Origin of the sequence: Nostoc sp. ATCC 53789, from assembly GCF_009873495.1 — a bacterium.
Taxonomy (GTDB): Bacteria; Cyanobacteriota; Cyanobacteriia; order Cyanobacteriales; family Nostocaceae; genus Nostoc; species Nostoc muscorum_A.
Genome location: NZ_CP046703.1, coordinates 5,705,496 through 5,728,324, shown reverse-complemented (window position 1 = coordinate 5,728,324; position 22,829 = coordinate 5,705,496). Strand labels below are relative to the sequence as shown.

Here is a 22,829-nt window from a genome sequence, read left to right as displayed (position 1 = left end):
GGGAATTTTTCTAGTCAGTTTAGAATTCCCCACAGGACATTTTTTGTAACAAACTTTGGCAATTATTTACGCTTTGGATGTATCGCCTGATGAAAAACTACACGTTAGCGATCGCTCTTTGTGCAACTGAGTTAGCAGAAAATACAAAAAATATACAACCAATAGAAAAGCAATTTATCGACTTACAAAAAGCTGAAGGCATTAAAGCTTTAATTCTCCATTTTTTGAAAATGATTTTCTGCTTCCTGGCTTATTACTACAGCGATTTCTAATAAGTAAATAGCTGATTATCACTTGATTTCCCTCCAAGGTTCTATCTTGTGGGAAAAGAAGGGGCTTTTTGATTGAAAATGCCTATAACCCGTTCCTGATAATAATTGCAACTATCCTTAACCTCAAATCGAATGTCTGATATATTTGGTTTTTAGCAAACAAACTTCTTGCAAAATTTTCTTCACGCGGTAAAATAACGAAATTTTGCAAGAGTTTTAATCATGAAACCATTTCTTTTTGTAACCGATTTAGATGACACCCTCGTATATCGTACCGTTGGCGATGACAGCGCTTTACCAGAACTAAATCAACTGCTGAGTCAACATCGTCAAGAATACGGCACTAAAATTGTTTATTCTACCGGGCGATCGCCCTTACTTTACAAACAACTCCAAGCTCAAAAAAATCTTTTGCAACCCGATGCCCTTGTCCTTTCTGTAGGGACGGAAATTTATCTCAATGGTACTGATACTCCAGACTCAGATTGGGCAGAAACCCTGTCTCCGGGATGGGAACGGGAAACTGTATTATCTATTACCCATAAATACCGCGAGTTACTTCGGCAACCAGATTCAGAACAGCGTCCTTTCAAAGTGAGCTTTTTTTTAGAACAAGAAGCATCTGCGAATGTTCTACCACAACTTGAAGCAGAGTTGCAGAAATCGAAATTAAATGTAAAGTTAATCTACAGTAGCGGTATTGACCTTGACATTGTACCCCATAGCAGCGATAAAGGTCAGGCAATGCAGTTTTTACGCCAGAAGTGGAAATTTGCAGCAGAACAAACAGTTGTCTGTGGTGATTCGGGTAATGATATTGCTTTATTTGCTGTAGGCAACGAACGGGGAATCATCGTCGGGAATGCCCGAAAAGAGTTACTCCAATGGCATAACGAGTATCCCGCTATGCACCGCTACCTAGCAAAAGGTTTTTGTGCAGGTGGAATTATTGAAGGCTTAAATTATTTTGGTCTCTTGTAATGATTAGTTATCTAAAAGGTATAGTCGCTGGTATCCAAACAATTGGCGCTAATCGCGTGATTCTGACTCTGGAAGTCAATGGCTTGGGGTACGATTTGCAAGTTCCCCAACGGCTAGCAAACCAGTTACCAGAATCGGGAGGCGTGGCGCAAATTTTTACCCATTTCCAAATTCGGGAAGAAGTGCCCTACTTATATGGCTTTGCTTCCCCAGCCGAACGCGATTTATTTCGCCACTTGCTGACTGTCACAGGGATTGGTGCAGCCTTAGCGATCGCACTCCTGGACACTCTGGAACTACCAGATTTAGTCCAAGCAATTATCGCTGGCAATACACAAATCTTAATTCAGGCTCCTGGTGTCGGCAAAAAAATCGCAGAGCGCATCTGTTTGGAACTGAAAAGCAAATTAGTCGAGTGGCGTAAATCAGCCGGGTTCTTCGTCGCCACAGGCGGGCCAGCACCAGGAATTCTCGAAGAGGTGCAAATGACCCTCTTCGCCCTGGGATATACTGCTCATGAAGTCAGTCACGCCCTGCATGTAGTCAGCGAAGACATCGGCCTACCCAAAGATGCCTACGTCGAAGATTGGATTAAACAAGCGATCGCTCATCTCAGTAGCGAACAAGTTTAATTGTCATTAGTCATTTGTCATTGGTCATTTGTCATTAGTCCTTTGTCATTAGTTATTTCTTATTCTCCCCCTGCCTCCCCTGCTCCCCTCCCCCCCTGCTCCAATGACCGACCCTTATGCCTGGCTAGAACAGTCCTTAGCAACAATTCATCGAGCAGACTGGTATCGTTCGGTACAACCTATCAACGGTCGTCCGGGTGCAACGGTGGTTTTAGCTGGGCAAGAGGTAATTAATTTTGCCAGCAATGACTATTTGGGATTGGCTGGGGATGAGCGGTTGATGGCAGCCGCAACTGCTGCGATCGCAGAATTTGGCACTGGTAGTACTGGTTCTAGATTACTCAGTGGGCATCGAGAATTGCATGGGGAGTTAGAAAAGGCGATCGCATCTACCAAACAAACAGAAGAGGCCTTGGTATTTAGTTCCGGGTATCTGGCTAATTTGGGTGCAATTACCGCCCTTGTGGGCAAGCGTGATTTAATTTTATCTGACCAGTACAATCATTCCAGTTTGAAAAATGGAGCAATTCTTAGCGGTGCAGCAGTTGTGGAATATCCGCACTGTGATCTTGAAGTCCTAAAAACTCAGTTGAGTCAACAACGACAAAATTACCGACGCTGTTTGATTCTTACTGATACTGTCTTCAGCATGGACGGCGATTTATGTCCGTTGCCCGCGCTGTTCGATCTGGCTGATGAATTTAGCTGTATGCTGCTAGTCGATGAGGCTCATGCTACCGGCGTACTAGGAAAAACTGGCGCTGGGTGTGTCGAGCATTTTGGGTGTACAGGAAAGCAATTAATTCAAATTGGGACTTTGAGTAAAGCTTTGGGTAGTTTAGGCGGTTATGTGGCAGGAAGTAGCGCCTTAATTGACTTTTTGCGGAACCGCGCACCCAGTTGGATTTATACCACTGGGCTTTCACCTGCTGATACAGCAGCAGCCTTAGCAGCAATCAAGATAGTGCAACAAGAACCGCAACACCTTGCCCAATTGTGGGGGAATATACATTACTTGAAAACTTTGCTGCAACAGTTACCTAACTTAAAATTGCTGCCTTCTGAATCACCCATATTATGTTTTCAATTGCCTAATGCTACAGATGCCCTCAAAGCTGGAAAACAGCTAAGAGATGCTGGCATTTTTGCCCCAGCAATTCGTCCTCCTACAGTGCCCACAAGTCGAATCAGAATATCTGTGATGGCGACTCATGAAGTAGCACATATTGAAAAATTGGTAGCAGTGCTGAAGGATGTTATCTGAATGGGGAATGGGGAATGGGAGAATAAGAAATAACTAATGACTAATGACAAATCCTTTTAAAAAACTGGCAATCGGTTAAACAAGATCCAATAAAAACCAAGCTGTTGGACTGCTTGGTTAAATTGTTCAAAATCCACAGGTTTGACGATGTAGCTATTCACCCCAAGCTGGTAACTCTCGATCATATCCTGGTCTTCAGCAGAAGAGGTCAGCACCACAACCGGAATCATTTGTGTGCGTGGATCGGATTTGAGTTGCCGTAAAACTTCTAACCCACTTATCCTTGGCAGTTTCAAATCCAGCAAAATGACTTTGGGTTGATTCGTCATGCTACGGTGGGCGTACTCTCCCCGACAAAAGAAAAAATCTAGGGCTTCGGCTCCATCTTCGAGCAGTTGAATATTGTTGCCAATTCTACCGCGACGTAATGCTCGGATAGTTAACTCGGCATCGGTGGCATTATCTTCAACTAATACAATGGAAAGTACTTGCTCAAAATATGGAGGCTGATCTATGGGTTGGTCACTCATGGGTTAATTTCCCCTTGAAGGGTGAAATAAAACGTCGCACCTCGATCGATCGCTGCTTCGGCCCAAATCCGCCCGCCGTGGCGTTGAATAATGCGTTGCACGATCGCTAGTCCGATCCCCGTGCCTGTAAATTCTTGTTCGCGGTGCAGCCGTTGGAATACCCCAAACAAATTATCTGCATACCGCATATCAAATCCTGCCCCATTATCTCTGATAAAATACACTCCTTCACCAGCCATAATCTCATAGCCGACTTCAATGCAAGCAGGAGATTTGTAGCGGGTATATTTGATGGCATTTGACAATAGATTTAGCCAAACTTGTTTAAACAAGGAAAGATCAGCTTGACAGATGGGTAAATCAGCGATCGCAAACTCAATTTGACGACCTTCAAAATCTGGGGCTAAATCACTCAGCACCTCTTGAATAATCTCATTCATCAAAACAGGCTGCCGGGACATTTCCTTACGATCCAGGCGGGATAGGTTCAATAGGTCGTCGATCAACTCACCCATGCGTTTGGCATTGTCTCGGACAATTTTCAGATAACGATTGCCTTCCGCATCAAGTTGCTCACCATAATCTTCTTGCATAATTCTCGAAAAACCAACGATCGCCCGCAGTGGTGCCCGTAAATCATGAGAAACAGAGTAGGAAAACGCCTCTAATGCTTTGTTAGCAGCTTCCAATTGGGCAGTTCGTTGTTTGACCCTGATTTCTAAAGACTGGTTCAGTTGATGTAGGGCTTCAATTGCCCTCTGGCGCTCCAATTCTGCTGCTGCTCGTGCGGCAAATACCTTTAGAATTACTTCTGTTCGTTCCGTATCTACCAGTGGTTGTACGTCAAGAATACAAAGATTACCAATTGGGTCGCCATTGGCATTTTTTAAGGAAATACCCAGATAACTCTCTGCCTGCATTACCACTAAGTCTAAGTCTTCCGGGAAAATTTGCTGAACAAGCTTTTTGCAGTAGAATAAGCCGTTTCTCAAGGCAAATTCGCATGGTGTACGGGCCGGAAAGTAGGATATTTGTGGTTGTAATGCCCCATGCGCCCAAAAAGCTAGGGCTTTAAGTTCGCCATTTACTAGTTCAGTAACGAGGGCATAGCGGACGTGCAAGGCTTTGGCTATATGACCAACCAAAGCTGCGAAAAAATCTTGTCCTGTAACCGCAGCCGTTCCCATAACCAAATTTTGCAGCGTTGTTTCCGATCTTTTCAGATCCTCTTCCCGGCGTTTTACCTCACTAATATCCCGGATAATGGTAGATAAATATTCCAGACTGCCATCTGTTGCTTTATGAGCAATGATCATTTGGGAAACCGGAATTTCTCTGCCATCAATGTCCAACAAAGCGGTTTCACCCACCCAGGTACCATCTCGAATCGCCAGAGGAATGCCCTGGTTTTGAATAATCTCTAATGCCCACTGGGGATGGTAGTTGCTGAATGTGCAAAGGTCTGCATCCAGTGGTATCCCTGCTAGTTTCCTAGCTTGAGCATTATTCCAGAAAACATTGCCTTGGGGGGTGGCCATGCCAATATGATCGGTGGATGCTTCAAGAATGGCAATTAAGCGATCGCGGTCTTTTTCTGCTCTTTGGCGTTCGGCAATTTCAGCCCGTAAGGATTGATTCAGTTCTGACTGTTGCTTCAATAAACGGGCATTGTCAATGGAAATAGCCGCCTGAGTCGAAAGTAAACTGAAGATTTCAATTCGCTCTGGGGTAAATGCGTTAGTGGTTAGATTATTTTCTAAAAGGACAATTCCTGTGAGTTTTCCCTGGTTTAATAAAGTAGCACAAAGAATCGATTTTGATTGGCGTTGCACAATCCAGGGTTCAGATTGAAAGTTACCGACTTGAGCCGCATTATTGAGGACGATGCTTTCTTGGGTGCGAACTACATAATTAATTAGGGCAGTTGGCAAGCAAGGAGTACTGTCTGCTGATATTGATTCCAGAGGAATTGATTGCAAAACAGCTATTTTCTCATCGCCAATCGATCCCATTGCCTCAATCTGCCATTTTTCTTGTGTTGGTAAAATTAGATAACCGGTTTGTGCCCCGGCATTCTCAATCAAGATCGTCATTATTTTTGCCAGGAGTTTATCTAACAAAATTTCACTAGCGATCGCTTGGGAGGCTTTCAATACTGTTTCTAAATCAAGTGCTTCTAACTTTCTAGAAGTCGATTCTGTAATGTCAACTTTACCGATGTTAGTTCTTTCAGTTTGCACCTCTAGTAGTTGGGGATAACGTCTTTCCAAATCTTGGACTTTAGCCATTGCTCCCCAACGGCTGTAGCCGTACCTTGCCTCTTGCAGATAGACTTTAGCGATCGCTATCCGGTTGTTTGCCAGATAAAATTTTGCTGCTAGTTCGTTGGCCAGGCTTTCTTCTTGGAGGTATTCGTTTTCTCTCGCCAGGGCGATAGCGCGATCGTAGGCATCCATTGCTTCTACTACTTCACCCAATACCCGATGCCGTTCTGCTTCTACCAAATGCCACTTGTGTAGATAGTTCATCGGGGCATGGTGCGCCCAATTTTTCATTTTTGCCTGATTTTCTGCTACCTGCTCCAGCAACTCGGATTGTTTCGCTGTATCTGTGTTGGAATATACCGCCAGTCTGCATAGGGAATCGTAGAAGTGAAAGATGGCAACCAATGCCGCTCCAGTCATTGCTGGTAAGTACTCTTGAGCGAGGACAGCATTGCCAATTGCCTGATTTGCATCGTCAAATAAATAACAGAGAAATAATTTATTGAGGTAGAAATAGAACAAACCCGCGTGAAAATGGGTTTGTTGCATCTGGGGTAGGTGGATTGCTTCATCATAAACTTGACCAGATAACATCCCAGGATTTGGAACCTTCTGAACCAGGTTCAAAACAGTTTGCCAGCAAATCTCGACGAAATTAATCCCCGCCGAGTGCTTAATTTGTTTCACTGCTTGGGCATAACTTGTTAGATGTAATTGGAGTTCAGCCAGGGGTTGACCGATTGCCAATGAATTACCACAGAAATACATGGCAGCGTAGCCAGCAAACTCGAAATCGCCCTGCTCAATACCAACCTGATAGCAATCTTGGAGTGGTTTCAGGCTGTGTTTTAGGTGTGTCTTCCAAACATTAATCTGGTTGCTAACCGCGAATAGACTTCTGGCTTGAATGGGTTTGGCATCTAGGCGATCGAGCAGACTTACAGCTAGTTGACCAAATTGATATCCTGCTTCAATGTCCAATACAACTCCACAGAGAATAATCCCATAAGCGGCATAAGCAAAGGGAGCTAACATCATATTTCCGTACTCAATCAGCAAATCCACCATCTTGAGTACAACCAGCAAAAATAGGGGAGGAACTGCCAAATAAGCTGATGCACACATACTTGTTAAAAGCTGCATTGCCGCCAGCATTTCTGGCTCAGACATCATTTGTAAGTCAACTAAATCTTCAATGCGTCTATTCGCCAATTTGGAGGCGGTTTCCGAGAGTGCCTGCTGAACATCCTCAAAGGTTGGCTGGATGGGGAGGTGAACTCCTAATTGCTGAAGTAGCTGTAAACTAATTTGAATTGCCTCTAGTAATTGACTTTGAGCAACATAAGTTTGAATTTTGACATCGTAGACTTTTAAGCTGGCTAGTAGGGTTTTGGCGTGGTTAATTACCTGTTGGAATAGTGGCTCTACTTGCTCAAAATTACCGCTCAGATAGGCTGCTTCTGTTGTTGCACTATACAGGGTAAGGGTAAAATCATGGTTTGTTTGCCAGCTATCGGTTGTCAGTAGATCCAAACCAGTCTGCAAATATTGCCACGCAGCATCATAAGCACCTGATGCCTTGGCTTTTTCTCCCGCCATCAGGTTGAAGCGAGACAAGTTATCCTGCTCGGATTGAGTTTTGAGGAGTTTTTTGCCCAGGTTCAGTTGGTTGGTAATATCAAAAATCTGGTGTTCTAAGTTTTCTGTTGGAGTTATTTGTAATAAGGACTGTCCGACTTGCCAATGGATCTTGCTTTGCTCGGCTTGAGGAATCAGGGAATAGGCTGCTTGCTGAATGCGATCGTGGGCAAATTTATATTCAATGGCAGAACAATTGCTAGGGAGTGGTACATCCAACTCAACCGATTTGTGGGCATTACTTAGGGGTAAAATGAACCCTTGAGCGATCGCCATTCTTAAAGCCTGGGCGGTTTCTCGCTGGGATAATTCTGCAGTCAGTGCCAGAGTTTCCAGCTCAAAAGAGTTGCCAATGCAGGCAGCTAGCTGCAACACTTCCTGCGTATTTTTATTAAGCTTTTGAATCTTGAGAGCCATCAAATCGACAATATTATCTGTAATTCCCTGCTGCTGAATTTGCTCGATCGACCATTGCCATTTTTTGGTTTGGTGATTAAATTCCAGTAGCCCTTCAGTATAGAGAGATTTCAAAAATTCGTTCATGAAAAAGGGATTACCACCAGTTTTTCGTTGCACCAGTTCAGCTAAAGACAGGGAATCTTCTGGTTGGCAGTGCAATGTATCGGCGATGAACTGATTGATATGATGTAGGCTCAATGGCAAAAGAGAAAGTTGGTTTACCACTCCTCCACTCTGCCGAATTTCTTCCACCATCTGAATCAGGGGATGAGCGGCATTAACCTCGCTATCTCGGTATGCCCCCATCAACAACAAAGATTGCCCCTTGGTAGCAGTAGCTAGTAGTTGGATCAGCTTCAGTGAGGCATTATCTACCCACTGGAGATCGTCTAAAAATATGGCGAGGGGATGTTCTGATTGTGTAAAAACGCGAATGAAATTTTGGAAAACTTGATGAAAGCGATTTTGGGCTTCCGTTGGTGGTAATACAGGTACTTCTGGTTGATTGCCTACAATCAATTCCAGTGCTGGAATTACCTGGGTAATAACTCGACTGTTTGAGCCGAGGGCAGCTAAAAGGTTCTGTCGCCATTGAGACAGCTGCACTTCGTCTTCAGCCAGTAATTGTTTGATCAGTGACTCTAAGGCTTGAGCGATCGCAAAGTAAGGGATATTGCGCTGATACTGATCGAATTTACCAGAAACAAAGTACCCCCGTTGTTGCGTAATCGGCTGATAAATTTCCTGCACTAAAACTGACTTACCAATACCAGAGTATCCTGCTATCAACATCACTTCAACATGAGAAGCAGACGCGGATAAATCAGAGTTATCTTTCCCTGCTACTCTTTCAAAGGCCGCTAATAACATCTCCACCTCCCTTTCTCTGCCATAGAGTTTTTCAGGGATATGAAACTTATCAGAAATATCCTCTTGTCCTAGCAAAAAAGACTCAATTCTTCCCGTGTGTTGTAGCTGTTTCAGGCACTCTTCTAAATCATTTTTAATTCCCCAGGCGCTTTGATAGCGATTTTCTGCTGTTTTTGCTAATAGTTTCAGTACAATTCCTGAGACTATCACAGGAATTCCTGAATTGATAAAATGGGGTGGAACAGGTTCCAAAGCTAGGTGATAATGAATTAACTCCAGCGCATCACTGGATTCAAACGGCAATCGATGGGTCAACAGTTCATAAAAGGTAACACCTAAAGAGTAAAAATCAGTTCTATAGTCCAAAGAACGGTTCATTCTGCCTGTTTGCTCTGGAGATATATAGGCTAGTGTTCCCTCTAATATCGGTAGATTTCTGAGAGTTAATATCTCCCGTGACAATACAGTTGAAATACCAAAGTCAATAATTTTAAGTTGTTGTGTTCTTGGATTAAAAACAATATTAGATGGATTGATATCTTTATGAATGATATTTGCTGTATGAATCGCACCCAAGGTTTCAACAATCTGAATGGCTATTTTCAGGAAATCTGTTAATGAAAACTGTGTTTTTGTTATGATTTTTGTTAAAGATTCGCCCCCGAAATCTTCCAGAATGATGACAAAACTCCTTTGGTATTGCTGCAAACTATAAGCCTGGACAACACCTTCCAATGACAAGCTACGCGTAATTTCATATTCGAGCTTATAGCGTGTTATTTCTTCTGGTGTCGGGTAGTCTTTTTTTAAAACTTTGAAGATGACAGGCAGATTATTCTGTTGATTAATTCCCCTATAGACCCGTGAATTAGCACTTTCATGAATTTTTATCCGAATTTGATATTCAGGAATTTCCAGCATGGTTAAACTGCCTACAATTGTTAGACATAAAGATAAATTTGGTATGAGGTAATTTTTAATTTCTGACTTGGGATTAAATTATTTAGATTACCAAATATAAGAACTTTTTCAAGTAAATAAATATAAACATGAGAACAAAGCTAAAATCCTAAATTCTAAAAACTTTTATTCAGAGCCACCGCCTTGAGCCAGAGAATAAATCTAAAATTTAAAATCCAAAATCACTTGGCTCACAAACCTGATTATACAAGTTTACTGAATAGTTACCAAGGAGATTCTGGGGTATGAATGAACTGTTGAACATCCTGATTATTGAAGATTCAGAGGAGGATGCTATGTTAGTTATTCATGAATTGCGTCGCGGTGGTTTCAATCCAAACTGGCAGCGTGTGCAAACAGACAAGGAACTACAAATAGCACTCAATAGTCAGACTTGGGATGTGATGATTTCAGATTACCGACTGCCAGGATTCAATGCTCCTGCGGCTTTGGAAATAGCAAAGCAGAGCCAAAAAGATATTCCTTTTATTTTGGTTTCCGGCACAATTGGCGAAGTACTTGCTGTGGAAATGATGAAAGCGGGTGCGAATGATTATGTCATGAAGGACAACTTAAATCGATTGCCAGAGGCAGTGCGTAGAGAACTTCGGGATGCACAGGTGAGAGCGGAGCGCAAACAAGCTCAAAAGCTGTTACAAACATTAGCGTCTAATATACCCGGAATGATTTACAGCTTTGTTCAGTATTCTAATGGTTCTATTGCGTTTGATTACATTAGTTTTGGCTGTCTGGATCTTTTAGAGTTAACGCCAGATCAAATTTTAGAAAATGCCTCTCTTTGCTTTGTACAAATTCATCCCGATGATTATCCAGGATGTTATGCAGCAGCCAACGAGAGCGCTCAAACTTTAAAACCATTTTCTTACGAGTGGCGATTAGTTACACCTTCTGGCAAACTCAAATGGGTACAGGCCAGCGCTCGTCCAGAATGTCGAGAAAATGGGGATATTGTCTGGTATGGTGTTTTATTAGATGTGAGCGAACGACAAGTTGCGCTGCGCGATCGCAAACAAGCACAAGAGTTAATTATCCACAACTCTTTACACGATCCCTTAACGGATTTACCAAATCGCACACTTTTGATAGAGCGGCTAGAACTAGCCATCAACCGAGCTAAACGATTAGAAACCTATCGTTATGCCGTCTTGTTTCTAGACTTAGACCGATTTAAAGTGATCAATGACAGCCTCGGACATCTTGCTGGAGATCAACTGTTAAAGAATATTGCTCACAAACTAAAAACTCATCTGCGGGAAGTTGATTTAGTTGCTCGAATTGGTGGTGACGAATTTGTAATTTTGCTGGAAGATATTTCTGATATTGAAAAAGCTATTCAAATTACTGAGCGTATGCTCATAGATTTTCAAACACCATTGATACTTAATGATACCGAAGTAGTTATCAGTACAAGCATCGGGATTGTTTTAGGAACAAACAAATATTCTCAAGCCTCCGATTTACTCCGAGATGCCGATATTGCTATGTATCAAGCCAAAGCTCAAAGGAGAAACTCGTATAAAATTTTTGATGTCAGAATGCACACTCAAGCCGTAAATCGACTAACTATAGAAACAGATATTCGCAAAGCTATCGAACGAGAAGAGTTTGTTATATATTACCAGCCAATTGTTGACATACTTGGGGATGGGCAAAGCAAAGCAGGACGACTGATTGGATTTGAAGCATTGCTGCGCTGGCAACACCCAACTCGTGGGTTAGTCTTACCGAAAGAATTTGTCCCTATCGCGGAAGAAACGGGGCTAATTGTGCAAATTGATCGCTGGATGCTCTACAAAGCTTGTCAACACCTAGCAAACTGGAAAGCAAAGTTTACTACTCACTTCCCAATCAAGGTTAATATTAACCTCTCTGTTCAAGACATTCGCCAAGGAAACTTAATTGAATACATCGATCAAATACTAGCCCAAACAGGTTTAGAAGGCGACTGTATAACCCTAGAAATTACTGAAAGTATGCTAATTGATAATATTAGTCAGACAATTGATTTATTAAGCCAATTAAAGTCTAGAAAAATTCAAATTAGCATTGATGACTTTGGTACTGGTTATTCGTCGCTCAATTATCTCCATCGTTTACCTGCTGATAATTTAAAGATTGATCGCTCTTTTGTAAGTCAGATGCAGCAAGGAAACCGTAATTATCAGGTAGTTAGTACTATTATTGCTTTAAGCAATCAACTCGGATTAGCCGTTGTTGCAGAAGGTATCGAAACACCGCAGCAACTTCAATGGTTACAGGAACTGGGATGCGAATTTGGTCAAGGCTATCTATTTTCTAAGCCTCTAAGCCACCAGACAGTAGAAGCACTTCTGACGACAAGTAAAATTTTGCATTATATCCTCTGATAATTGCGACTGACTAATGGAAAACTAGCCATTGGTAAATTTTATACCATAATTTTTATAAGCAAATTAGGCTACTGCATTTCTGATAATTGACTATTCACAATCGGCAAATTAATGTTATGGATATAGAAAATTCATAATAAATTATCGCTGACAATACTAGATAACTTAATAATTAGCCTCTAGCAAAAGAGGTTTTTAAAACTGAAAAAAATCTATCTAGAGATAAATTACTAAAACTTGAAAACTAGCTTAGGGTATGTAGAGCCTCTGCAATAAGTATTGGTTGTTCTTAGACATTTTCATGCCTCATATTCATTATTCCCAGTTACTGCGCTATGGAATTGTTGTATTAATTGTCACACTCGCACTAGTGTTAATGTTGATGCTAGACCCTTGGTTAAGCATGAGTGGAACTCCTTTCTTGCTGTTTTTTGGCGCTGTAGTGGTGAGTGCTTGGTATGGTGGTTTTAAATCAGGGCTATTAGCAACTTTCTTGTCTGCATTACTGAGCAATTACTTCTTTCTCCCGCCAGTTTATGAGCTGAGTTTTGACCTATCTAATTCTGTGCGAATTGGGTTGTTTGCATTACAAGGATTGCTCTTTAGTATCTTATGTGAGGCATTAAAGACTGCTAAAAGACGGGCTGATAGAAATCTCCAACAGCTAAAAGTTAGTGAGGAGAGATTTCGATTAGCGTTAAGCAGTTCAGATATTGTGGTCTTTCAACAAGATCGAGATTTGCGATATCAGTGGATTCATAATCCTCAAGGTTTAGATACTGCTGAGGAAATGTTAGGTAAGTCTGATGATGAATTATTTCCAGCTTCAGTAGCAGAGCAATTGAAGGCAATTAAGCTGAAGGTAATAGAGACTGGTATTTCAACCCGTGAAGAGGTTTATCTGACAACTTGCGGAGAATATCGTTACTATGATTTGCTGGTTGAACCACTGAAAGATACAGACAATATTATTCATGGTATTACTTGTGCGGCTGTGAATACTACAGAACGCAAGCAGGCTGAAGAAAGACTCCGCTATATCGCGCAAGTTAGTAGTGTCCTATCTACTTCGCTAGATTATGAAGAAACCTTAGAACAAATTGCCAAAATTTCAGTTCCCCAGCTAGCTGATTGGTGTAGTGTTGACATTTTAAATGAAGATGGTTCCATTCGCCGCCTACCAATTGCCCATGCAGACCCATCTAAGGCGGAGTTAGCGCGTAAACTTCAGGAGTATGCAACAGATTACAAGGGTGCAAGTGCAATTACTAGAGTACTGCAAACTGGGCAAAGCGAATTAATCTCAGAAATATCTGACTCGCTATTAGTGGCAAGCACTCAGAATCTTGAACATTTAGAACTTGTCCGGCAATTGGGGATGAAGTCTGTGATGATTGTACCCTTAATTGCACAAGGGCGAGTACTCGGCACAATCAGCTTTGTCAGCACCCAATCAAACCGTCGCTACGATCGCACTGACCTCACTTTAGCAACAGAGATTACTCACCGTGCAGCCTTAGCAGTAGAAAATGCCCGACTTTATCAAGATATCCAGCACGCTTTAGTCCATTACGCCGAATCTCTATCTCTTCTAGATGCGCTGTTAGAAGCCGCTCCTGTTGCCGTATGCTTTTTAGATCGGGAACTGCGATATATCCGAATTAATCAAGTTTTCGCTGACATTAATGGTTTGACTATACAAGAACATCTAGGACGCAAATTTGGGGAAGTATTGCCAGCAATGGCGGCTGAACTTGAGCAACAGTTACAGCGCGTCTTGGATACTGGAGAACCACTACTGAATGTAGAAATTAGTGGTGAGACAAGGGAACAATCCAGACGTTACGGCTACTGGCTAGGCAACTATTACCCAGTCAACAACGCAATGGGCGAAACGGTAGGAATTGGGATTATTTTGGCAGATGTGACAGCAGCCAAGCAAACAGAAGTGGCTTTGCGAGAAAGCGAAGAAAGATTCCGGGCAATGTTCAACCAGGCAGCTGTGGGTATTACCCTGGTAGCGTTGGATGGAAAATTTATTCAGGTTAATCCTGCCGTATGCGAAATTACTGGGTACAGCCCTGAAGAGTTAATGCAAATAACCTTTGAGGAAATTACCCATCCTGACGACTTAGCAGTTGACTTGGAAAATGCTGGGCGAGTTTTAGCAAAAGAAATTAGTGGTTATTCCCTAGAAAAGCGCTACATCCGCAAAGATGGTTCTATAGTTTGGGTAAACCTAACTTCATCAGCAGTTTGGGATACCAACGGACAACCAAAGTATGCGTTAGGCATTATTGAGGATATTAGCGAACGCAAACGAGTTGAAACAACACAACAGTTTTTAGTCGAGGCCAGCACCTTACTCGCTGCCTCATTAGATTATGAAATCACCTTAGAAAGTGTGGCTAATCTCGCAGTTCCTACCCTAGCTGACTGGTGTATTGTAGATGTTTTCCAGGAAGATTGGTCAAGTAAACAAATTGCGATCGCAATTGCCGATCCCACAAAACTAAATACTTTAGACCAAATCCGACGGCGTTATCGACCCCAAACTAGAGCCAAACAGCTTGTACGGCAGCTACGGCTAGGTATATCTGTCTTTTATCCCGAATTATCTGACTCTCATCTGGTAGAGATGGCTGAAGACGACGAACATCTGCAATTACTGCAAAGTCTGGGTATTTGTTCTCTAATGGTGATTCCAGTTCGTTCCCGTGGGCAATTATTTGGAGCAATCTCTTTTTTCACAGCCGAGTCAAGTAGGTACTACAAACAAACAGACTTAGCCTTAGCAGAAGATATTGCTCGTCGGGCGGCGACAGCTATCGACAACGCCAGACTATACCAAGAAACTCAACAGGCAAAACAGGGCGCTGAAAGGTCTGTCAATCGCACTATACTTTTACAAAGAATAACCGCCGCCCTCTCGGAAGCCTTAACTCCCCAACAAGTAGCCGATGTCGTGGTGAACCAAGGGATTGCTGCCTTGGAAGCTACTGGTGGTTCCGTTGTCTTACTTACTGAGGGAGATACTACCCTAAAAGTTGTGCAAGCAATTGGCTATCCACAAACACTCATCAATACTTGGGCAACTTTTCCCATCACATCACCTAACCAAATAGCAGAAACAGTCAGAACTGGGCAGCCGATTTTTTTAGAAAATTTAGCAGCCATGATTGCTAGATATCCTGAGTTGGCAAATGTTGTGACTGTTATAGGGAATAATTCTTGGGCTTCCATTCCCTTGATAGCAGAAGGCAAAGTCATTGGGGCACTGGGATTAAGCTTTACCACTGGACAAATATTTAACGAAAAAGACCGGGGATTTATGTTGACGCTGGGACAGCAGTGTGCGCAAGCGATCGCTCGCGCTCAACTTTACGAAGCCGAAAAGACTGCCAGGGCCCAAGCTGAGACAGCCAACCGCATTAAGGATGAATTTCTCGCTGTCCTTTCCCATGAACTCCGAACTCCCTTGAATCCGATTTTAGGGTGGGCAAAATTACTCAGAACCCGCAACTTCGACGAAGCTACTAAAATTCGGGCATTGGAAACAATCGAGCGGAATGCCAAGTTACAAACTCAATTGATTGGAGATTTACTTGATGTTTCGCGGATTTTACAAGGTAAAGTCAGGTTAAATCTTTATGCAGTGGATTTGAAAATAGCGATCGCAGGTGCATTAGAAACGGTGCGTTTAGCAGCAGAAGCCAAGTCGATTCAAATTCAAACGGTTTTAAGTAATGATATCGGCAAAGTTCTCGGCGATAGCGATCGCTTGCAACAAGTAATGTGGAATCTCCTCTCCAATGCCGTTAAATTCACACCCACAGAAGGACGAGTAGAAGTGCGTCTAGAGCAAGTTGGCTTAGATGCTCAAATTCAGGTGATTGATACAGGTAAAGGAATCATCCCAGAATTTTTGCCCTACGTCTTTGATTACTTCCGGCAAGCAGATGCTAAGACAACCAGAGTATTTGGGGGACTTGGATTAGGGCTGGCAATTGTGCGTCATTTAGTAGAACTTCACGGTGGTACAGTTCAGGCAGAGAGTCTGGGAGAAGGACAAGGCGCTACTTTTACAGTCAGACTACCTTTGCTGAAAAATTCTGAGTTGCGACTCAGCAGCGATGAAGCTTCTCAAACAGAACTAAGTACTGACGATACATTACTGGCTGGGGTGCAAATCCTGCTTGTGGACGATCAAGCTGACGTGCGAGAGTTTTTTAGCTTTGCGCTAGAACAATATGGCGCGACTGTAACCGCAGTTGAATCAGCAGCCGAAGCCCTGGAAATATTAATGCAATCAAAGCCAGATATCCTCTTAAGCGATATTGGAATGCCCTTAATGGATGGCTATATGCTGCTGCGCGAGGTGAGAAAATTACCGCCAGAGCAAGGCGGGCAAATTCCGGCGATCGCACTGACAGCTTATGCTGGAGAAATCAACTACAACCAAGCAATGGCAGCAGGATTCCAAAAACACCTACCTAAACCCGTAGATCCAGCTGAATTAGCCACAGCGATCGTCAATCTCATCGGGCAGAATCAACCCTGAAGCCGATAGGAGGGATTGTTCAAATAATAGGAAAAAGAGCAAATTCCAGTATCTTTCTCCCCTGCCTCCTGCCTCCTGCCCCTTTCCTCAACCAATGGGGCGATTACCAGGATTGACTGCATGGATATATTCACTACCCGATCCCGGTCTTCCTCGTTTATAGTAAGCTTCTTCTGGTTTACCCCATCCTAGCTGCAAAATCATTTCCAAAAAACTTGAATTTTCCCACTTGCACAAACTTGCCCACTCTGTTCTTTGAACAATTCTTTCTACATCAGATGTGAGAATTTGTTGGTATTGTTTACTATTATTGAAACTCAAATATAAATCCATCCCCATAGAGACTTCATACCAAAATTCCAAAATGGAATTTTTAGCAGATTTTAATATCTCTAAGTCACTAGCAAGAGCTATTAAATCAGTATTTACTTCGGGATAGCTCAAGTTTTTACCTTTAACTGTCACCTCCCGCCAGATAATACCTGAAACTTGATTTTCTTTTTGATAGTCGTGAATTGCAGCTTTGAAATCTTGATAAGCTGTGAATTGTTGCAGCCCATCAGTCCTAATAAACTGGTCAATTACAGGATTGCCAGAGACCGTTATTTCTAACTTTAGGCGTTTTCCGTTGAGGCAAGCTTGGCGTTCGGCTGCCAAAACTTGAATTAGCTCCTGGGTGGTGTAAACCTTTGACATCAGAATACACTCAATACGGGACTAGAGATTACTTTTCTAAATGGTTAACACAGATATTTCAATATTATGCTTTGACATCAGCAGAAATGTAGTAACAGATAGCACGAAAAACTAGGGCAGACCAATTTGGTCTACCCTATAACTTATCTAGCTAACTCACTACTGAACTCATTAAAAGCTCGTCGCTTTAGCTGTGCTGTTTCAGTACGTGGTAATAAATCAAAGATTTTGCGAAATTGATCGTCTATTTCTTCAAAAGGTACTTGACCTTTTTTATCCAAAACTACCTCACCTGCTTTATTAAATACTACGACTTGAGGAACAGACCCAGAATAGTAATATCCTGGTTCTGTAGGGTCGTAGGTTTCTTTAGACGGGATAGTATCTACATTAATCGGCATAATCTCTGCTACCCGACCGTAGAACTCCTGTACCCGTGAGATAGAAATGGCATATCTTTTAGAATCGCTGCTGTCATCCAAATAAAAAGCCAAAAATATCGGTTTATGTTCCGCTAAAGTTTGTGCGAGTGTCTGTCTGGGAGGAACTAATGAACCGTTGCCAGCATAAACAACGAAGATGTTGCCATCATATAAATCATTATCGAGACCAGCATAAGCAGGTTGCGTACTTATAATGAAAAGACTTACAAGCAACAACAGGCATTTCGACAACCACCTTTGCCAGCTAGTAATTTGTTTATGTAAAAAAAGAAATCTTGTGCTATTCATCAAAAGGAACCTTGCAAGCTACTACTTGTCGTGAGTTTGTACTGAATTCGAAAAACTGGGCTGGATATGTAATTACGCCCACACACTATTTTTTAAGATAACGTCTACTGAGATTATCTCTTTTAAGTGGATGATAGAGTTGAACGGAGTTCCGAGGTGGATGAACGGAGTTCTGATATGGATGAACGGAGTTCCGATGTGGATGAACGGAGTTCCGATGTGGATGAACGGAGTTCTGAGGTGGATGAACGGAGTTCTGAAGTGGATGAACGGAGTTCTGAAGTGGATGAACGGAGTTCTGAGGTGGATGAACGGAGTTCTGAGGTGGATGAACGGAGTTCTGAGGTGGATGAACGGAGTTCTGAGGTGGATGAACTAGATTTTAACTCTCCCCTGCCTCCCCTGCTTCCCCTGCCCCAAAATCAAGAGGCTGGCTTTTTCAGTCAGGATTCGCTAAACTCACGCATATTAAATTTGCAATTAAATACTTTCAATTAGCAACGCCAGAAGACTAGGGTACAGATGTGGGAAACAAAATTCAATTCATAGATAGGCTGCGATTGGGTTTCGCGGTGTCAGTGGCAAAAAGTGTGACGTTTATAGTGCGATCGCTCCGTCTGGGTGCTGCTAGTGTATTACCAGGCTCGATTGCTCGTCGCATTGAACCCCGACTTTTAGAATTATTGAGTCAGCAAGTTAAAAATGGAGTGATTTTAATTGCTGGTACTAACGGCAAAACCACTACAGCCCTGCTTTTATGCACAATCCTAGAACGCAAGGGTTTTCGCGTCACTCATAATTCTACAGGTGCAAATCTGGAAAATGGCTTGATGACGGCGCTGTTAGAAAGCACCAACTTACTAGGTACGCTAAATACTGATTACGCCATTTTAGAAGTGGATGAGAATATTGTCCCAAGAGTATTAAAGCCACTCCAGCCGCGAATTATTCTCTGTTTAAACTTGTTCCGCGACCAGCTTGATAGGTACGGCGAAGTAGATACAATTAGTAAACGTTGGACAAAAGTTATTTCCACCCTACCAACAGAAACGGTGGTAATTCCCAATGCTGATGACCCAACTTTATCTAACCTTGGTCAGCAGTTACCGCAACGAGTGTTATTCTTTGGCTTAAATGAACCAGAACATTATTTAGAAGCGATTCCTCACGCTGTTGATTCTATCTATTGCCCAAAATGTGGACATTCTCTAGATTACAAGGGTGTCTATTTATCTCATTTGGGAGATTTTACTTGTCCAAAGTGTGGTTTTACTAAAAGTAAACCGACTTTAGAAAGTAGTGAATGGTCGCAAATTCTAGTTGGTTTGTACAACAAATATAATACTTTAGCTGCTGCTACTGCGGCTATTGAGTTAGGAGTTGATGAAGTAACAATCAGAGATACTATTAATACCTTCCAAGCTGCCTTTGGTCGTGCAGAAGATTTAGTAATTAACGGTAAACGAGTGCGGATATTATTATCAAAAAATCCCGTAGGAACGAATGAAACCATTCGCGTAGTCACTCAAAGCACAGATAAAACCACACTATTGGTATTGAACGATCGCACACCCGATGGCACTGATGTATCCTGGATTTGGGACGTAGATACCGAGAAATTAGTCGAACGCGGCGGGACTTTAGTAGTGAGTGGCGATCGCGTCTACGATATGGCACTACGTCTACGTTACAGCCAAAAGTCCCATGACAGTAACTTAAATTTAATTGTCGAAGAAGATTTGCGACAAGCGATCGCAACTGCATTAGAGCATACACCAGACAATGAAACTCTGCACATTCTACCAACCTACTCAGCCATGCTAGAAGTGCGAGAAGTTCTCACTGGGCGTAAAATTCTTTAAATTTGTCATTTGTCATTCGTCATTGGTCATTTGTGATCGTCTTATTCCCAATTCCCAATTCCCCATTCCCAAAATTTATGAGTTCTCAAAATTTAGAATTAACAATAGGTTGGTTGTACCCGACGCTGATGAGTACTTATGGCGATCGTGGTAATGTAATTACTATAGAACGTCGCGCCGAGTGGCGGGGATACGATGTTAAAGTGTTACCCCTAGATCAAAATGCCACAGCCGCAGATATTAAAACTGTAGATGTCATAGTTGGTGGTGGCGCACAAGATCGTCAGCAAGAAATTGTCATGCGTGATTTGCAAGGTGCAAAAGCCGACGCAATGCGCGAAAAAATCGAAAATGGAACACCAGGAGTATTTACTTGTGGTTCTCCCCAATTACTTGGACATTATTATGAACCAGGCTTAGGACAACGGATTGATGGTTTAGGAATACTCGATTTAGTTTCTGTGCATCCTGGTGAAAATACTAAGCGCTGTATTGGTAACTTGGTAATTGAAGTGACAGCTTCACGCCTAGCGCAAGAATTGCGAGAGATGACTGGAACTACACCATATTTGGTAGGCTTTGAAAATCACGGCGGACGCACCAAACTGGGAAAAGTGGAAGCTTTGGGGCGCGTGGTGTACGGTTTGGGAAATAATGGTGAAGATGGTACAGAGGGAGCATTTTATCAGAATGCGATCGCTACTTATTCTCACGGCCCTTTATTACCGAAAAATCCTTTTGTCGCCGATTGGTTAATTCAAACAGCATTGCGGCTAAAGTATCAGCAGGAAATTACCTTAAAACCTTTTGACGATAGCCTCGCTGCACAAGCACGAGAAGCGATGTTTAAGCGATTGAAAGTGAGTTTACCAAGTGCTGCTGCGGCGAAAGTTTAAATTTTCGTGTTTTTCTCGTTCCCTGACTTCCACAGGGAACGCAATTCCCTGGTTTCGCATGGGAAAGTGTGACAAACGCCTTAAACTCAGCCTTGATTTCATGTTTCCTCGTTAACAACTACTAACCCCACACAGCAACGAGTCGCCGCCTCTGCTAACCGAATATCAAGAGTTGCTAACGGCAATTGTAACCGCAGCGCCAATTCTAAATAAGCTGCGTCATAAGATGCTAAAGCTTCCTGTCGTGCTAGGTTCAAGGTTGCATCCAACGCCTTTGCATCCGTAAATAAGTCAACCTGAATTAATAGTGACTGTAACAAAGCAATAGCTTGCTCAGATTGTTTCTTAGTCATACGGTTACGTCGTTCAGCCACGACAAGGGTATTAGCAATTTCCAACGACCAAATTCCTGGTACAAAAGCTTCAGAATCAGGCATCATTGCGAGTATGTCATTAGCATAACCATTGTTTTCATCCACCAAACACCAGCTAATTGCTACAGAACAATCCAAAACAAACTGCATTAAAATCTTCGTCCCTCTTCAAGCATTTCGCGGATTGAGGTTTTATCTAAAGCTACTTCTCGCCGCAGTTGTTGCATTTTGGCAATTGCTTCTTGAATCGATTTTTTTGTCGTCGCCTTTCCCCAAGCGTTATATTGCAGTACAGTGTCATCGCATGGTGCAAGGTCTGTTTTATCTAACGGCTGCACAACTACCACTACTTCTACAGATGTATCTTTATAATCAGTAGGTGTCTGAATGTGCAATATCCCATCTGTGCCAATATGCGATCGCAATTTTTTTGTTTCCATTTTTACTTCCAGGAAATTATATAATTTTTCGTTTCCTGGATTTGACAAGTAACGCAATTCAGGAGACTCTGCTTTTCATTTTAAATTAACAAAGGGCAAAGTATGACTCAATCCTTAACCAAACAAGTAACATTTGATGAATTTATTGCTTGGTATCCAGAAAACTCACAACGACGCTATGAACTTCATGACGGAGTAATTGTTGAAATGGCTCCTCCCACAGGTGAACATGAACAAATTGTTGGATTTTTAGTTGGGGAAATAGTTACAGAATACAAACGTTTAAAACTACCTTATTTCATTCCCAAAACAGCTTTCATTAAACCGAATCAGAGCGAAGCAGCTTACTCACCAGATGTACTGTTGTTGAATAACTCTAATTTAGTCAATGAACCTCTGTGGAAAAAAGAATCTACTGTAAGCCAAGCGGCATCAATTCCTTTAGTAATTGAAGTGGTAAGTACCAACTGGCGAGACGACTATTTTACCAAAGCAGGTAAATACGAAGAGGTCGGAATACCTGAATATTGGATTGTAGATTATCTAGGTTTAGGTGGTAGAAACTTTATTGGCAATCCTAAACAACCAACTATTTCGATTTACCAATTAATTGAAGGTGAGTATCAAGTTAGGCAATTTAGGGGAAGCGATCGCATTCAGTCGCTAGCATTTCCAGAGTTTAATTTAACTGCTGAACAGATTTTTCGGGCTGGAGAAGTCGCGTAAAAAACGGCTAAAGAAGTAAAAGAACCATCAAAGACTCGTCCGCGAGTATCAAAGACTCATTCACGAGTATCAAAGACTCATCCGCGAGTATCAAAGACTCGTCAGCGAGTATCAAACACTCGCCCGCGAGTATCAAAGACTCGTCAGCGAGTATTAAAGACTCATCTGCGAGTATCAAAGACTCATCCGCGAGTATCAAAGACTCGTCCACGAGTATCAAAGACTCGTCCGCGAGTATCAAAGACTCATTAACGGAGTTCCGAGCCTCATTAATGAGTATCAA

Annotated in this window: 16 protein-coding genes; 10 read left to right on the top strand and 6 right to left on the bottom strand. The window is 42.3% G+C overall.

Annotated features, from left to right (window positions below; genetic code table 11):
• Positions 1–89 precede the first annotated feature (89 nt).
• The 4 genes from GJB62_RS23680 (at position 90) to bioF (ending at position 3,149) form a co-directional block, all read left to right on the top strand.
• Positions 90–272: a hypothetical protein gene (locus tag GJB62_RS23680; RefSeq protein WP_147262518.1), complete on the top strand. Its 183-nt coding sequence runs from the start codon at positions 90–92 to the stop codon at positions 270–272.
• A 222-nt stretch (positions 273–494) separates the two neighbouring features.
• Complete coding sequence (locus GJB62_RS23675) at positions 495–1,253, top strand: sucrose-phosphate phosphatase (protein ID WP_114082641.1); 759 nt, start codon at positions 495–497, stop codon at positions 1,251–1,253.
• Positions 1,253–1,885 carry a Holliday junction branch migration protein RuvA gene (gene ruvA / locus GJB62_RS23670; RefSeq protein ID WP_041565497.1) on the top strand — a complete coding sequence of 211 codons (633 nt, stop codon included), beginning with the start codon at positions 1,253–1,255 and terminating at the stop codon, positions 1,883–1,885. The genes GJB62_RS23675 and ruvA overlap by 1 nt, the downstream gene beginning before the upstream one ends.
• A 103-nt stretch (positions 1,886–1,988) precedes the next feature.
• Positions 1,989–3,149, top strand: a complete 1,161-nt coding sequence (gene bioF / locus GJB62_RS23665; protein WP_114082642.1) for an 8-amino-7-oxononanoate synthase — start codon at positions 1,989–1,991, stop codon at positions 3,147–3,149.
• A 56-nt stretch (positions 3,150–3,205) separates the two neighbouring features.
• Here bioF and GJB62_RS23660 read toward each other — a convergent pair whose 3' ends face one another.
• Both GJB62_RS23660 and GJB62_RS23655 read right to left on the bottom strand, forming a co-directional pair.
• Entirely contained in the window at positions 3,206–3,679 is a 474-nt protein-coding gene (locus GJB62_RS23660; RefSeq protein WP_114082643.1) for a response regulator, read from the bottom strand.
• Positions 3,676–9,831 (bottom strand): AAA family ATPase, encoded by a 6,156-nt coding sequence (locus GJB62_RS23655; protein WP_114082644.1) that lies wholly within the window; start codon positions 9,829–9,831, stop codon positions 3,676–3,678. Before GJB62_RS23655 ends, GJB62_RS23660 begins: the two co-directional genes overlap by 4 nt.
• A gap of 284 nt (positions 9,832–10,115) precedes the next feature.
• Between GJB62_RS23655 and GJB62_RS23650 the strand changes: the two genes are divergently transcribed.
• Positions 10,116–12,257, top strand: coding sequence for an EAL domain-containing protein (locus GJB62_RS23650; RefSeq protein WP_114082645.1), 2,142 nt, complete (start codon positions 10,116–10,118; stop codon positions 12,255–12,257).
• A gap of 304 nt (positions 12,258–12,561) precedes the next feature.
• Positions 12,562–16,821, top strand: coding sequence for a PAS domain S-box protein (locus GJB62_RS23645; RefSeq protein WP_114082646.1), 4,260 nt, complete (start codon positions 12,562–12,564; stop codon positions 16,819–16,821).
• 87 nt (positions 16,822–16,908) lie between these two features.
• Here GJB62_RS23645 and GJB62_RS23640 read toward each other — a convergent pair whose 3' ends face one another.
• Together GJB62_RS23640 and GJB62_RS23635 are read right to left on the bottom strand one after the other, a co-directional pair.
• On the bottom strand, positions 16,909–17,517 hold the full coding sequence (locus GJB62_RS23640) for a hypothetical protein (RefSeq protein WP_114082647.1): 609 nt from the start codon (positions 17,515–17,517) through the stop codon (positions 16,909–16,911).
• Positions 17,518–17,660: 143 nt separating this feature from the next.
• On the bottom strand, positions 17,661–18,248 hold the full coding sequence (locus tag GJB62_RS23635) for a thylakoid membrane photosystem I accumulation factor (protein ID WP_114082648.1): 588 nt from the start codon (positions 18,246–18,248) through the stop codon (positions 17,661–17,663).
• Positions 18,249–18,374: 126 nt separating this feature from the next.
• Here GJB62_RS23635 and GJB62_RS23630 point away from each other — a divergent pair, with 126 nt between their 5' ends.
• The 3 genes from GJB62_RS23630 to GJB62_RS23620 all read left to right on the top strand — a co-directional run bounded on the left by GJB62_RS23630 (position 18,375) and on the right by GJB62_RS23620 (position 21,006).
• On the top strand, positions 18,375–18,746 hold the full coding sequence (locus GJB62_RS23630; protein WP_147262519.1) for a hypothetical protein: 372 nt from the start codon (positions 18,375–18,377) through the stop codon (positions 18,744–18,746).
• Positions 18,747–18,772: 26 nt separating this feature from the next.
• Complete coding sequence (locus GJB62_RS23625) at positions 18,773–20,110, top strand: Mur ligase family protein (protein WP_114082650.1); 1,338 nt, start codon at positions 18,773–18,775, stop codon at positions 20,108–20,110.
• 77 nt (positions 20,111–20,187) lie between these two features.
• On the top strand, positions 20,188–21,006 hold the full coding sequence (locus GJB62_RS23620; RefSeq protein ID WP_114082651.1) for a type 1 glutamine amidotransferase: 819 nt from the start codon (positions 20,188–20,190) through the stop codon (positions 21,004–21,006).
• A 98-nt stretch (positions 21,007–21,104) separates the two neighbouring features.
• On the opposite strand, the gene GJB62_RS23615 is transcribed toward GJB62_RS23620, so the two are convergent.
• Both GJB62_RS23615 and GJB62_RS23610 read right to left on the bottom strand, forming a co-directional pair.
• Positions 21,105–21,530, bottom strand: coding sequence for a type II toxin-antitoxin system VapC family toxin (locus tag GJB62_RS23615; RefSeq protein ID WP_114082652.1), 426 nt, complete (start codon positions 21,528–21,530; stop codon positions 21,105–21,107).
• Complete coding sequence (locus GJB62_RS23610) at positions 21,530–21,820, bottom strand: hypothetical protein (protein WP_114082653.1); 291 nt, start codon at positions 21,818–21,820, stop codon at positions 21,530–21,532. The genes GJB62_RS23615 and GJB62_RS23610 overlap by 1 nt, the downstream gene beginning before the upstream one ends.
• A 102-nt stretch (positions 21,821–21,922) precedes the next feature.
• On the opposite strand from GJB62_RS23610, the gene GJB62_RS23605 reads away from it, so the two are divergent.
• The gene (locus GJB62_RS23605; RefSeq protein ID WP_114082654.1) at positions 21,923–22,546 is read left to right on the top strand and encodes a Uma2 family endonuclease; all 624 of its coding nucleotides are present in this window, start codon (positions 21,923–21,925) and stop codon (positions 22,544–22,546) included.
• Positions 22,547–22,829: the final 283 nt, after the last annotated feature.

Excerpts from the sequence above, each read along its gene's own strand:
- GJB62_RS23680 (WP_147262518.1), top strand. The coding sequence starts at position 90 with ATGAAAAACTACACGTTAGCGATCGCTCTTTGTGCAACTGAGTTAGCA.
- GJB62_RS23620 (WP_114082651.1), top strand. The coding sequence starts at position 20,188 with ATGAGTTCTCAAAATTTAGAATTAACAATAGGTTGGTTGTACCCGACG.
- GJB62_RS23660 (WP_114082643.1), bottom strand. The coding sequence starts at position 3,679 with ATGAGTGACCAACCCATAGATCAGCCTCCATATTTTGAGCAAGTACTT.
- GJB62_RS23640 (WP_114082647.1), bottom strand. The coding sequence starts at position 17,517 with ATGTCAAAGGTTTACACCACCCAGGAGCTAATTCAAGTTTTGGCAGCC.
- ruvA (WP_041565497.1), top strand. The coding sequence starts at position 1,253 with ATGATTAGTTATCTAAAAGGTATAGTCGCTGGTATCCAAACAATTGGC.
- GJB62_RS23675 (WP_114082641.1), top strand. The coding sequence starts at position 495 with ATGAAACCATTTCTTTTTGTAACCGATTTAGATGACACCCTCGTATAT.
- GJB62_RS23615 (WP_114082652.1), bottom strand. The coding sequence starts at position 21,530 with ATGCAGTTTGTTTTGGATTGTTCTGTAGCAATTAGCTGGTGTTTGGTG.
- bioF (WP_114082642.1), top strand. The coding sequence starts at position 1,989 with ATGACCGACCCTTATGCCTGGCTAGAACAGTCCTTAGCAACAATTCAT.
- GJB62_RS23650 (WP_114082645.1), top strand. The coding sequence starts at position 10,116 with ATGAATGAACTGTTGAACATCCTGATTATTGAAGATTCAGAGGAGGAT.
- GJB62_RS23610 (WP_114082653.1), bottom strand. The coding sequence starts at position 21,820 with ATGGAAACAAAAAAATTGCGATCGCATATTGGCACAGATGGGATATTG.
- GJB62_RS23645 (WP_114082646.1), top strand. The coding sequence starts at position 12,562 with ATGCCTCATATTCATTATTCCCAGTTACTGCGCTATGGAATTGTTGTA.
- GJB62_RS23635 (WP_114082648.1), bottom strand. The coding sequence starts at position 18,248 with ATGAATAGCACAAGATTTCTTTTTTTACATAAACAAATTACTAGCTGG.
- GJB62_RS23655 (WP_114082644.1), bottom strand. The coding sequence starts at position 9,831 with ATGCTGGAAATTCCTGAATATCAAATTCGGATAAAAATTCATGAAAGT.
- GJB62_RS23605 (WP_114082654.1), top strand. The coding sequence starts at position 21,923 with ATGACTCAATCCTTAACCAAACAAGTAACATTTGATGAATTTATTGCT.